The 12,752-nt window shown below is 67.9% G+C and carries 11 protein-coding genes; 4 read left to right on the plus strand and 7 right to left on the minus strand.

Going from position 1 to position 12,752, the window contains the following annotated elements; translation table 11 throughout:
- Positions 1-86: 86 nt before the first annotated feature.
- Positions 87-2,687 carry an ATP-dependent helicase gene (locus QW861_RS06470; RefSeq protein ID WP_315752452.1) on the minus strand — a complete coding sequence of 867 codons (2,601 nt, stop codon included), beginning with the start codon at positions 2,685-2,687 and terminating at the stop codon, positions 87-89.
- Between the two features lie 291 nt (positions 2,688-2,978).
- On the opposite strand from QW861_RS06470, the gene QW861_RS06475 reads away from it, so the two are divergent.
- A complete protein-coding gene (locus QW861_RS06475) occupies positions 2,979-3,152 on the plus strand; it encodes a DUF1328 domain-containing protein (RefSeq protein ID WP_006614063.1) in 174 nt (57 codons plus the stop codon).
- A gap of 83 nt (positions 3,153-3,235) precedes the next feature.
- On the opposite strand, the gene QW861_RS06480 is transcribed toward QW861_RS06475, so the two are convergent.
- From QW861_RS06480 to QW861_RS06495, 4 genes are read right to left on the minus strand one after another with little or no spacing between them, the layout of a single operon-like run.
- Positions 3,236-3,880, minus strand: a complete 645-nt coding sequence (locus QW861_RS06480; protein ID WP_315713402.1) for a hypothetical protein — start codon at positions 3,878-3,880, stop codon at positions 3,236-3,238.
- Positions 3,877-4,641, minus strand: a complete 765-nt coding sequence (locus QW861_RS06485; RefSeq protein WP_316192838.1) for an OmpA family protein — start codon at positions 4,639-4,641, stop codon at positions 3,877-3,879. Before QW861_RS06485 ends, QW861_RS06480 begins: the two co-directional genes overlap by 4 nt.
- 1 nt (position 4,642) lies before the next feature.
- Positions 4,643-5,404 (minus strand): MBL fold metallo-hydrolase, encoded by a 762-nt coding sequence (locus QW861_RS06490; RefSeq protein WP_315713400.1) that lies wholly within the window; start codon positions 5,402-5,404, stop codon positions 4,643-4,645.
- 60 nt (positions 5,405-5,464) lie between these two features.
- On the minus strand, positions 5,465-6,304 hold the full coding sequence (locus tag QW861_RS06495) for a roadblock/LC7 domain-containing protein (RefSeq protein WP_315825259.1): 840 nt from the start codon (positions 6,302-6,304) through the stop codon (positions 5,465-5,467).
- 260 nt (positions 6,305-6,564) lie between these two features.
- Between QW861_RS06495 and QW861_RS06500 the strand changes: the two genes are divergently transcribed.
- Both QW861_RS06500 and QW861_RS06505 read left to right on the plus strand, forming a co-directional pair.
- Complete coding sequence (locus tag QW861_RS06500) at positions 6,565-8,064, plus strand: amidase (protein WP_316192945.1); 1,500 nt, start codon at positions 6,565-6,567, stop codon at positions 8,062-8,064.
- A gap of 265 nt (positions 8,065-8,329) precedes the next feature.
- Positions 8,330-9,547, plus strand: a complete 1,218-nt coding sequence (locus QW861_RS06505; protein WP_316165973.1) for an alpha/beta hydrolase — start codon at positions 8,330-8,332, stop codon at positions 9,545-9,547.
- 133 nt (positions 9,548-9,680) lie between these two features.
- On the opposite strand, the gene QW861_RS06510 is transcribed toward QW861_RS06505, so the two are convergent.
- On the minus strand, positions 9,681-10,520 hold the full coding sequence (locus tag QW861_RS06510; protein WP_316169800.1) for a class I SAM-dependent methyltransferase: 840 nt from the start codon (positions 10,518-10,520) through the stop codon (positions 9,681-9,683).
- A gap of 159 nt (positions 10,521-10,679) precedes the next feature.
- On the opposite strand from QW861_RS06510, the gene QW861_RS06515 reads away from it, so the two are divergent.
- Entirely contained in the window at positions 10,680-12,218 is a 1,539-nt protein-coding gene (locus QW861_RS06515; protein ID WP_316192839.1) for a helix-turn-helix domain-containing protein, read from the plus strand.
- A gap of 16 nt (positions 12,219-12,234) precedes the next feature.
- Here the strand turns inward: QW861_RS06515 and QW861_RS06520 are convergent, their stop codons facing one another.
- On the minus strand, positions 12,235-12,741 hold the full coding sequence (locus tag QW861_RS06520) for a thioesterase family protein (protein ID WP_315713394.1): 507 nt from the start codon (positions 12,739-12,741) through the stop codon (positions 12,235-12,237).
- Between the last annotated feature and the right edge of the window lie 11 nt (positions 12,742-12,752).

A 12,752-nucleotide genomic window follows, 5' to 3' on the forward strand; every position in this document is an offset into this window, starting at 1 on the left:
TGCCACGGTCAAGGCCTAACCAAGGCGAAGTGTGAAGTTCGATCGCGGCGAGCGGCTACGCGGCAAGCGCAGGCGTGGCGGTCAGGTCACGCCCGCTGCACGAAGCTGTCGACGACGTGCTTCTCGCCGGCCTTGTCGAAGGCGATGGTCAGCTTGTTGCCGTCGATCTTGACGACGCGGCCATAGCCGAACTTCTGATGGAAGACGCGGTCGTCGAGGGCGAATTCGGATGTCGTGCCGGTGGATTTCGCCACCAGCTCGCCCTCGATGGTCATCGGTCCGCGCTTGCCACGGCCGAAATGACCGCCGAAGCCGCTGCCGAACGGATCACGGCCCGAGAACGGCGACGGCTCTTCCTTGAAGCCGCCCTCCGACGAACCGCGCGCTGCGCCCGGCCGACGTGCCTGCGCGCGCTGCCAGCCCGGCGTGGAATAGCTCGATCCGAACGACTCGACATTGTCGAAGCGCGACGGGCCGTAGCCCCCGGCGCCGCCCCAGCCCGAGCCGCCCTTCGACTCGGTGATCTCGACGCTCGCCGCGGGCAGCTCGTCGAGAAAGCGCGACGGGATCGTGGTGGTCCAGGTGCCGTGGATGCGGCGGTTGGTGGCGAAATAGATTTTTGCCCGACGCCGCGCGCGGGTCAGGCCGACATGGGCGAGGCGGCGCTCCTCTTCCAGCCCGGCGCGGCCCTGCTCGTCGAGCGTGCGCTGGCTCGGGAATAGCCCTTCCTCCCAGCCCGGCAGGAACACGTTGTCGAACTCCAGCCCCTTGGCCGAATGCAAGGTCATCAGCGACACCGCTTCCTCGTCGGCCGCGCCCTCGCGGTCCATCACCAGCGAGATGTGCTCGAGGAAGCCGTGCAGGTTCTCGAACTCCTCCATCGAGCGGACGAGCTCCTTGAGGTTGTCCAGTCGCCCGGCCGCATCGGCCGAGCGGTCCTTCTGCCACATCTCGGTGTAGCCGCTCTCGTCGAGCACGATCTCGGCGAGCTCGGTATGCGGCGTCACCTCGCGCTGGGCGCGCCAGCGCTCGAACTGCAGGATCAGCCCGCGCAGCGAGCCGCGCGCCTTCGGCTTCAGCTCGTCGGTCTCGACCACCGCGCGCGCCGCCTCGAACAGCGGGATGCGGCGCTTGCGGGCATGGTCGTGCAGCATCTGCACCGTGGCATCGCCGAGCCCGCGCTTGGGCACGTTGACGATGCGCTCGAAGGCGAGATCGTCGGCCGGCGAGTTGATGACGCGCAAGTAAGCCAGCGCGTCGCGGATCTCGGCGCGCTCGTAGAAGCGCGGGCCGCCGATCACGCGATAGGGCAGGCCGAGCGTGACGAAGCGGTCTTCGAACTCGCGCATCTGGTAGGACGCGCGCACCAGGATCGCGATGTCGTTGAGATGCTCGCCCTTGCGCTGCAGCTCCTCGATCTCCTCGCCGATGCCGCGCGCTTCCTCTTCGGAATCCCAGGCGCCGGTGACGGTGACCTTCTCGCCCTCGACGTCCTCAGTATGCAAGGTCTTGCCGAGCCGGCCTTCATTGTGGGTGATGAGGTGCGAGGCGGCGGCGAGGATGTGCCCGGTGGAGCGGTAGTTGCGCTCGAGGCGAATGACCTTGGCGCCGGGGAAGTCGTGCTCGAAGCGCAGGATGTTGTCGACCTCGGCGCCGCGCCAGCCATAGATCGACTGATCGTCGTCGCCGACGCAGCAGATGTTCTTGAGCGGCGGCGTGGCGCCCTGCGCGGCGTCGTCATTCCGGGGCGCACCGCCAGGTGCGAACCCGGAATCTCGCAGTTGGTTATCCTCAGCGCGGGATTCCGGGTTCGGCTCTTCGAGCCGCCCCGGAATGACGGAGGATGGGGCGACGGCACGCGACGAACTCGGCGCCTGCGACAGCAGCCGCAGCCACAGATATTGCGCGACGTTGGTGTCCTGATACTCGTCGACCAGGATGAACTTGAAGCGGCTCTGATATTGCCGCAGCACGTCAGGGTTCTCGCGGAACAGCCGGATGCTCTCCAGCAGCAGGTCGCCGAAATCGGCGGCGTTGAGGATCTTCAGCCGTTCCTGGTAGCTCGCATAGAGCTTGCCGCCCTTGCCGTTGGCGAACACGGCGGCCTCGCCCGAAGGCACCTGGGACGGCGCCAGGCCGCGGTTCTTCCAGCCGTCGATCAGGCCGGCCAGCATGCGCGCCGGCCAGCGCTTGTCGTCGATGTTCTCGGCTTGCAGCAACTGCTTGAGCAGGCGGATCTGGTCATCGACGTCGAGCACGGTGAAATTGGACTTGAGCTGCACCAGCTCGGCATGGCTGCGCAGGATGCGGCCGGAGATCGAGTGGAAGGTGCCGAGCCAGGGCATGCCCTCGACCGCCTGTCCGAGCATCTCGGCAAGCCGCGTCTTCATCTCGCGTGCGGCCTTGTTGGTGAAGGTCACCGACAGGATCTCGCTCGGCCGGGCGCGGCCTTGGCTCAGGATATGCGCGATGCGCGTGGTCAGCACACGGGTCTTGCCGGTGCCTGCGCCGGCGAGCACGAGCACCGGGCCATCGAGCGTTTCGACCGCCTCGCGCTGCTCCGGATTGAGGCCGGCCAGATAGCGCGCGCCACCGGTCGCGGCGGCGCGGGCGCGCGCGGCGATGCCGCCGGCAACGGGCTGGTGGTCAGGCGCAGGAAAGGGGCTCACGCGGTTGGGCTCGGTCATCAGCGAATCAGTCTCGTCCCTCGGATGGCATCATATGACGGCATCACGAGGTCTGCAGGAAGGAGCCCTCATAGCAGGGATTGACGGCTATATGGGGCCGGCGGGGGCATTTTACAGCCCTAATTCGGGGCAGACGGACGCCGCTCCAGCTTCGATGGGCGTTTGTTCCGGCAAATCGCGAATTTTTAGCGGCCCGCGCGCCCGGAACCTTTGTTCCGAGCCACGATTGTCCTGGCAACGGCGCAAGCTCCGCGTCGCTTTGAACCGCAATCGAGAGACAGAGGTCGTGTCATGTTAGGCTGGGTTGTCACCTTCCTGGTTATCGCATTGATCGCCGGCATCCTCGGCTTCGGCGGCATCGCCGGTGCGTCGATCGAGATCGCCAAGATCATCTTCTTCATCGCCATCGTGCTGTTTCTGGTTTCGGCCGTCGTGGGCCTCGCCCGCGGCCGCAGCCGCGTGTAGTCGGCCTCATCCCTGACAATGAGGTCGGCGAAGGGCGCAGTGCCTCGCAAGAGGTGCGGCGCCCTTTGCGTTTTGAGGAGGTGTCAGGCCGGGGCCGTCAGCGCGACCTGCACCTTGGCGAGGGCGGGATCGAGCGCCACGGAGGCGAGGCGCGTATCGTTGGAGAGCGCGGTCAGAGTGAGCGTCTGGTCCTGCACGCGGAAGATCCGGCACAGCGTCGTCGCCTCCGAGGCGTCGCGCAGCATCACCGACAACGGCGCGATGTGGGTCTCGTCGGCGATCTTCTCCGCCACGAGCGCAAGCCGCGTCGCCGCCGCCGCAAGCTGCTCGGTGCGGTGTGCGGTCGTATTGGCCGCGAGCGGCAAGCCTTCCTCGTTGGTGAGCAGCACGGTCTGGAAGCGGCCGACTTCGGCGATGCGGTCGAGCAGCGGCACCAGCTCGCGGCGCCGGCCCGGCCGGCTCGCGAGCTGCGCCAGATCCAGCGAGATGCGCTCACGCTCGACCAGCGGCGCCAGCACATCTTCGATCGCGCTGCGCAGGCTGGTCTCCCGCTCGATGGCGTCGTGGCTGCTCTGCTCCTGCAACTGGTCGAGGCTGGCCGCCTGCATCTGCACCTGCCGGCGCAACAGCTCGCGGGACAGCGCGCCCTGGCGGGCGCCGAACAGATAGCCCGAGGTCAAGAGCAGAATGGCGGCGCCGAGGCCGCTCACGATGGCATAGATCGTCATGGTCGCTTCGTCGCTGTGAGTTGACTGCAATCATCGACGCCCGCAATGCGCAGCACGGCCTTGCGGTCGCCCGCGACCGCCTGGGCATCGCCGCGCGCCTCGCCGGCGCCGGCCGCGCGCACCGACATCCGCTGCGCGGGGAGGCCCTCGCGCTTCAACTGGGCCGCGATCTCCTTGGCGCGCGAATAGCTGAGCAGCACGTTCAGATCCTCGGTGCCGCTGGCATCGGTATGCCCCTCGATGATGATGGTCGCCTCACCATGGCGCGCGAGCGCGCGTTGCAGGATCGCCAGCGACCGCTTCATGTCGGCAGGGTTCGGTCGTGCGCTGCCGCGCTCGAAGCCGACCGCCAGCGGCGCGAAGCACTCGGCGGAGGGCTTCGCGGGTGTCTGGGGCTCCGGGGGCGCTGCCGGGGCGACCGGCGGTGTCGGTGGAGCGATCACGGCGGGAGCGATCACGGGCGGCATCGGCGGCGCCGCGACCGGTGCCGGGTCGACGATCCGCGCCTCCCGTCGCTTGGGTGCCGCGTCGGCAACGGGGGCGTCGCGCTGCGGCACGGCCGTCACCGGCATTGCGGCCGTCGCGACCGGCGGCGTGGCGGTGCCTTGCTGCCAGAGCGCTGCCGACATGACGGCGATCAGGGTGCCGGCGACGGCGAAGGCCGCGGCGAGCCAGACCGGCGCCTCTTCGCCGGCCACGGTGCACGCATCGATGCGCATGGCGGGAGAAGGCAGAGCGGAGTTCGGGGAGGGCGCCAGCATGTCAGCCCACGGGCACCTTGAATTTCGGCGTGATCAGGTCGATGCCGCATTCGAGCCCCGCGCACCACGCGATGAACTGGCGCGACATCGTAGCATCCGGAAACAGCGCGCCGTGCTGCGGGGCGATGATCTCGATGTCGAGCGTGCTGACCATCTGCGCCCACGCCTTCATGACGCGGTTGGAGACCATGTAGCGCCGGTGAAAGCCCTCCATGAAGCGCGTATGCGCCTTGAAGTCGCGCACGACGGTGTAGTCGACGCCGATCGAGGCGCCGAGGTCGCCGCTGTAGAGGATCTTCGAGATCGGATCGTAGAGCTGGAAATTGCCCTCACTGTGCAGGAAGTGCGCCGGCAGCGCGTACAGCCTGCTGCCCGCGAGATCGAACACCATGCCCTCGTCGGGGATCGGCTTCAGCCGGTGGGCAACGATGTGGTCGAAGCCGAAATGCGGCACGAAGCGGGTCCACAGCTCGGAGATGTAGGCGTCGGCGTCGGTCGTCATCAGCCAGCCGTTGATCGCCGCGACGATGTCGGGATCCTGGTGCGACAGGAACAGATATTTCAGCCGCCCGCCCGAGAGCTCGCTGAAGGTCTCGCTGAGCACCCTGGAATAGACCTTGTGGCCGCCCGGATCGAGCAGCATGCCGACGCGGTCGTGGATGATCAGATGCTGGTTCGCCTGCACCGCGTGGTCGCCGGCGCCGAAATCCTCCAGCAGAATGTTCTTGTGAACGCCGTCGTCGTAGAGGACGGTATTGGCCATGAAACTACTCCCGCCGGCGCCGCGCCATCGCAGCGCGCCGGCTCATTGGACGACGGTGCGCTACAGTACCTTCTGCAGCGATCTGACGGCTTCACGCATGTCGAAGAAGGTCAGCCCGAGCTTGCTGTTCTCGTTGGTGAGCGCGAGCAGCAGCGCGCCGCGGCCGGCGCTGACCAGCACGGCATAGCCGGACTCGCCGCGGATGATGACCTCCTGCAGATGGCTGCGGCCGAGCTCCATGGCGGCGCGGCCGCCGAGCGACAGCAAGGTCGCGGTCATGCCGGCAACCCGCGTCTCCTCCATGTCGGCCGCGAGCACGCTCGCGATCATCAGCCCGTCCTCCGAGATCAGCGCGCAGGCCTCGACCCCGAACGAGTCGCTCTGCAGCTTGCGCAGCACCCGGTTGATTTCATCGAGTCGTGACATCGGCTTCTCCTCGACGGCGCGCGGGGCAAACTTGGAATGAAACTGGGTTTGAGCCATGGCGGGGTCCTGGTCATCATCTTGAGCTGTTGAAACGGAAGCGGTCGGAATGTCGATTTGTGCAGTAACGAAGGAGGGATACAGCGGGTCATCCGGGACCAGCGTCGTCGTCTGTTCCGGACTGCCGTCCGGCGCCGTCAGCGCGCGTGTCTCGATCGTATCAACCGCATCGTCGAGCGCGCGCTGCTCGGCCTTGATGCGTGATCGCGAGACCGGCGGATCCATCGCCTGCAACTGGGTCACCAGCGCCTGGCGGGCCGACTGGTAGACTTCGGCGCGGCGTTCGGGGGTGGAATCCGGCAGGCTCTCCATCGCGCGCGACAGCAGGATGAAGTAGTCGGCGGTGGTCACGGGCAGGGCTGCCGCATCCTCATGCGGACCGTGCGCTCGGCTCAGCAGGCTTGCGAGGCGTCCCATCGCTCTCTCGTCACTCTACGCAACTAACGATGCATAAGGTTAGGTCGGTGCAAGGGACAGGACGAATGATCTGAATCAAATTAACTAAAATCAGGACCAGACTGCGTAATCCCGCCCTCAAGTCGACCGCAGCAGATCATCGTGTGGCCACGATTGCCGCCAATGCGCCGTATTGCCGCCGCGTTCGGCGCAACTGCGCCTCGGTCGCAGCCAGAATCAGCTACGATCACGGCGACGAATGGCGGCGCGGGGAGGGCAATGTGAACGTCCGGGACTATGTGCAGCGCGATGCGACGGCGCTTGCCGCCGCGGTGAAGGGCGGCGAGACCCATGCGGCGGAGCTGCTGCAGCTCGCGCTGGCGCAGAACGAGCGGGCCCAGCCGAGGACCAACGCCGTCTGCAGGCTGATGGAGCGCGAGGCCCGCGCGCAGCTCGCCAAGCCCGCCAACGGCCCGCTCACCGGCGTACCGTTCCTGATCAAGGACTGCGCCCAGGACTATGCGGGCCTGCCGACGGCCTATGGCAGCAAGGCGCTATCCGGATTCGTCGCCGGCGAGCATGCCTCGGTCGTGAGGCGGTATCTCGAGGCCGGCCTCGTAATCTTCGGCAAGACCAACCTGCCGGAGCTCGCGCTGAAGGGCGTCAGCGACTCCCGCGCCTTCGGCCGCGTCAGCAACCCCTGGAATCCCGCACATACGCCCGGCGGCTCCAGCGGCGGCGCTGCGGCGGCGGTCGCTTCGGGCGTCGTGCCGATGGCCGCCGGCAATGACGGCGGCGGCTCGATCCGCATTCCCGCCGCCTGCTGCGGCCTGTTCGGCCTGAAGCCATCGCGCGGGCTGATCTCGTCAGGGCCCGGCTTCGGCGAGTACTGGTTCGGCGCATCCAGCGAGGGCGTGTTGTCGCGCAGCGTCCGCGACACCGCGCTCGCGCTCGACGTCATCGCGGGCGGCGAGCCCGGTGATCCCTTTCTCACCGCCGAGCCCGGCGTGGTCTACGCCAACGCGGTAGCCCGCGATCCCGGCCGCCTGCGCATCGGCTACACGGTGGCGTCGCCGATCGGGACCGAGGTGCATGCCGAGGCGAAGCTTGCGGTCGACAACGCCGTGAAGCTGCTGCAGGGCCTTGGTCACGAGGTCGAGGAGGCCTCGCCCGACATCGATGGCCCCGCGCTCGCGACAGCGTTCCTGCACATCTATTTCGGCCAGGTCGCGGCGCTGGTCGCCGACGCGCGCGGCAAGGGCGCCAGGCGCGAGGAGTTCGAGCTGCTGACGCGGGTGCTGTCGACGCTCGGCGGCGCGATCTCGGCCGGCGCGCTGACGACGCAGCTGCTGAAATGGAACGAGTTCGCGCGGGCGCTCGCGCGCTTCCATGCCCGCTACGACCTGCTGCTGACGCCGACGCTCGCGCATCCGCCAATCCGGCACGGCGAGGGCGATCCGAGCACCGCCGAGCAGACCCTGCTCGACATGCTCGACCGCATCGGCCTGCTCGGGCTGATGACGCGCTGGGGCCTGCTCGACGGCATGATCGACAAGATCGCCCGCGACAGCCTGCAATATGTCCCGTTCACGCAGCTCGCCAATCTCACGGGCACGCCGGCGATGAGCGTGCCGCTGCACTGGACCGCCGACGGCCTGCCGCTCGGCGTGCAGTTCGTGGGCCGGCTCGGCGACGAGACGAGGCTGCTGCAGCTCGCCCGCCAGCTCGAGCAGGCGCAGCCCTGGTTCGCGCGCCTGCCGGACTGGGTGATGCAGAGCTGACCACACCCGGCGGGCCGGTTCGAGCAGCGCGGTCGTGCGTCGCACGACGCCGTGCACGTCCATCGCGATTGCGTGCGCGCTGTTTGTGGTGTTCTATCTTAGGTGGAGCGCGGTCGCCTAAGCCGCGCCGGCTCGGCCACGTTCTTCGGACCCGGCACATCGCACGTCGCTGCCGTCGTGCGGAAACTACTCCGCGTCGCTTCCGACGGTCCGCTGGTCCGGTGCCGTGCCATGCACGTTGGTGATACTTTCAGAGGGCGGGATCATGAACGTCACAGTCTATTTCGCGACCAACAGGCAACCGATCACGGCTGAAGGCACGAATCAGATTACCGGGTTCAGCTCCGAGCTCGGTCCCGTCAACGGCTTGAACATCAGGTATGGCCGGGCCGAGATCGCGGTCGATCTGCAGGCATCGAGCTATGCCCTGGTGCCTGGATCGCTTCATGTCGAGGACGAGCAACTGATCTTTCCGCAAGGCTCCCGTGCGGTCCTCGGCAGCAATACGATCTTCGGCGCCCTGCGTGCCGACATGCTGGCGAAGGCGCGGCCGACGCTGGCGTTCATTCACGGCTTCAGCAACAGCTTCGTCGACTCGATCGAACGCGCCGGGTGGATCTCGGCGTTCTACGGGATCGACGCCAACATGTTCGTGTTCAGTTGGCCGTCGGTCGCCTCGCTGGTCGGCGTGCCGCTGCCCTTTGTGGACTACCAGCACGATCGCAAGACGGCGGCGGCATCCGGCCCGGCCGTGGCACGCACGCTGCGGCGGCTCTATGATTTCGTCGACGGGCTGCCCGAGAGCGAACGCTGCAACCAGAGCATTCATCTCATCTGTCACAGCATGGGCGTCTATGTCCTGCGCAACGCGTTGCAGGCCTTGATGCAGATGCCCGACCCGGTCGCCGGCGCGGCCATGGCCGGCGGCGTTCCGGCGATGGTGCGGATGGGCGGGACGCAGCCGTCCCTGACCGGATTGCGCAGGACCTTCGACAAGGTCGTGCTCGCGGCGGCCGACGAGGACGCGGACGCGTTCGACGACCCGGCGAAGCTGAAATATCTGCCGCGCACCGCGAGCAGCGTCACGGTCTATCACTCGACCAAGGATTGGGTGCTCAATACGCTGAGCGCGGGCACGAAATTCAACGGTCCGCGGCTCGGCAGCGACGGTCCCGACAACATGGGCAGCATCAGCGACAAGGTCACCGCGATCGATTGTTCGGATGTGACGACGTTCGAGCAGGACCCGCAGCAGCACCAGTATTACCGGATCTTCCCGGTGGTCCGCGACGACATCGTCCAGGTGCTGCAGGGCGTGCCGCAGAACCAGGTCAGCAACCGCGATCCGGTGGGGTCGGGACGCTACCGCATTCGGCCGCAGGCCCGCTTGGCGGTCAGGGCCACCAGTCCCAAGCCGCGCGCCGCGAAGGCGCGCGTCGCCAAGTCCGGTGCTGCGAAGAAGAGGGCGGCCGGCGGGAGCTGAGCGCGGGACGCAGGCGCGCCCGCATGGGCCGGCTCGGCGACGAGACGAGGCTGCTGCAGCTCGCCCGCCAGCTCGAGCAGGCGCAGCCCTGGTTCGCGCGCCTGCCCGACTGGGTGGTGCAGAGCTGACGATCTCAGCGTTTGATGATGACCACTTCGAGATACTCCGACGGCACCACCATCGTGCCGTCCTCGGCGCGATTGAGCGTCCCGATCAGGGCCAGCATGTCGCGCTTGAGATCGGCCTGGCGGTCGCCATCAAGCGCAGCGAAGGCCTTGAGCACCGGACCATAGTAGGTCTTGAACACGTCGACGAAATGCTCAGGCGAGCGGTAGCGCATCGCGAAATGACGCCGATGGCAGCGAATGTCGGTGGCATCGGCGAACATCTCTCGGATGCGTGCCTCGGTGCCCCACAGCGCCGGCGATCTGGCGCCGGCGGGCGGTGGCAGATATTTGCCGAGCGTCTTGAACAACTGGCCGATGAAGCCGTCGGGGGTCCAATTGGCCAGGCCGATCTTGCCGCCGCTGCGGCACACCCGGGTGAGCTCGGCGGCGGCGCGCTCCTGCCGGGGCGTGAACATCACGCCGAATGTCGAGACCACCACGTCGAATGTGCCATCGCCGAACGGAAGCGCCTCGGCATCGGCCTCCTGGAACTGCACGGACAGGCCGTCGGCGGCGGCACGCTGGCGCCCGCGGTCGAGCAGGGCAGGCACGTAGTCGGTCGAGACGACGTTGCACCAGCGCCGCGCCGCAGCCAATGTGACGTTGCCGTTGCCGGCGGCCACGTCGAGCACCTTCTGGCCGGCGCGGATGTCAAGCGCCTCGCAGAGTTCCTCGCCGACGATCTGCAGCGTGTTGCCGACGATGGCGTAGTCGCCGGACGACCACGCGCTGTGCTGGCGTGCCTTGAGCGCGGTGAAATCCGGCTCTGCGGTCGCGCCGGCCTGAATTGCAGCTGATGCGGTCATGATGGTCTCCTCCGGAGAATGCAGCGCTGTTGCGCGCGCTGGTGTGTGGAGACGTACGCGGCAGGCTTCGGGCGGCGCTATCCAGATCGCGACACGGCCATCCGGATCGTGAACTTTTCGAGCGCCGCCGATGACCCATAGGCAATTGGACGTCGTCGCATGATGGACGGAGATCAGGTTCCCCTGGCGGCGCGGCAGCCTTTGCCACGCAGCGTACGCCGCGCGCTCGAAGCGATGCATGACGACCTCGGGCGGCGCTGGACGCTGGCCGATCTGGCGAAGATTGCCGGCGTTTCCGGACGGACCTTGCAGCGCCAGTTCGTCAGGTCGATCGGCCGGTCGCCGCAAATGGTCCGGCAGGAGATCGGCTACGCGCGCGCCCGTGTCGAGTTTCTGCAGGGGCGCGCCGGCGGGAAGGTGATGGACGTCGCGCTGCGCTGCGGCTTCCCGCATTACGGCCGCTTCGCCGCCGGCTATCGTCGCTGCCACGGCGAGACGCCGTCGGAAACCCTGAAGCGGCAGGCGGTCTTGATGGCGCAGCTCGCCGCGTCGCGCACCACCATTGCGCCGGTGCGCGATCGGCCGACCATTGCCTTCGCCATGATCGCCACCGATCCGAGCGTGCGCGAGCTGGCGGACGACCTCGCGGCCGAGCTCACGCTGGCGCTGACCCGCGCGGGATTTGCCGTGACGACCCAGCCGCGCGCGGCGCGCTACCGCATGAACGCGTCGCTCCAGGGTCGGGATGGCGCGTCACGGCTGCTGCTGCAGCTGATCGACCAGGACAGCGGCGGGCTGATATGGGCGCATCGCGGCGAGGTCATGCTGCGGTGGGAGGCCGACGGTCACGAACGGTTGGCCGCCCGCGTGGCGGCATCGCTGCTGCAAAGCCTGCGCGGCGCCGAGATCGATCGGGCGCTGCGCAAACCGGATGAGGATCTGACCGCGCAGGATCTCGCGCTGCGCGCCATGCCCGGCGTGCTGTCGCTCGACGCCGACGGCAACCGCAGCGCGCTCGAGCTGCTGCATCAGGCCATCGCCCGCGATCCCCGTCATGCCCTGGCCACGGCGCTCGCGGCCTGGGCCTACGGGCAGCGCGCGGTCTATCATTTCGGCACCGCGCCCGGGCAGGACCGGCAGCTTGGTCGCGCCCTGGCGCAGCGCGTGCCGACCGAGCTTGCGGATGCGACCGTGCTGTGCGTGCTCGGCAACGCGCTCACCTTGCTGGATGAGCTCGCCGAGGCCGAGCAGGTGGTGGGCCGGGCGCTCGCGCTGGATGGCGGTGCCGCCTGGGCCTGGAGCCGCAGCGGCTGGCTCGATGTCTATCGCGGCGATGCCGTGTCGGCGATCGAGCGCTTTCGGATTGCGCTGGATCTCGCGCCGCAGGACCCGCTCGCCTTCAACGCCATCATTGGAATCGGCTGCGCGCATTTCGCAGCCGGGACCTACGCGGAGGCGGCGCGCTGGCAGCAGCGCGGCCTCCGCGAGCACCCGTCGTCGCTGTGGGTGCACCGGACCATGTGCCCGTCCCACGTGCTGGCGGGCGAGCGATCCGCGGCCCTGCGCAGTCTGCAGGCGCTGCGTGCCGGCTATCCGGACCTGACCCTGGCCGAGGTCCAGCGCGGCATGCCGCCGCTACCGGACGCCTATTCGGCCCGGGTATTCGAGGGATTGTCCGACGCCGGCCTGCCGGCGTAGCGGCGGCCGGTCACCGTCACCTCTTCGGCATGCCGATGGCGCGGCCGAGCCCGTCGGGCTGCGGCAGCGCGGCATGCGCCTGCAGCACGCGGGCGATGTTGGCCTGGATGTCCGGCGGAAACGGCGCGACCTTGCGCTTGGTCATGTCGATATGCACCGACATGCCCTCCGAACTCGCCGAGATCCAGCCTTCGTCGGCGTGGCGGAGCTCCTCGAACGTGTGCAGCCGCTTCTCGTCGGCACCGATCAGCCAGACTGCGACCTGCACCGGATCACCCAGATGGATCTCGCGCAAATAGCGCACGTGGCACTCCGTGATGAAGGTCGAGCCCTGCCGTTCCTTCATGTAGGCCGGTCCGATGCCGAGCTCGGCCCATAGCTGGTCGATCGCGCGGTCGAACATCACGTTGTAATAGGCCATGTTGAGATGGCCGTTGTAGTCGATCCATTGCGGCTCGATCTGCATGATGGACGACAGGAACGGCCCCGCGCCGGCTTGTGTGGGCACTGCATTATCGCTCATCGGCTCTTCCG

The organism is Bradyrhizobium sp. SZCCHNRI1029 (assembly GCF_032487555.1).
Lineage (GTDB): Bacteria > Pseudomonadota > Alphaproteobacteria > Rhizobiales > Xanthobacteraceae > Bradyrhizobium.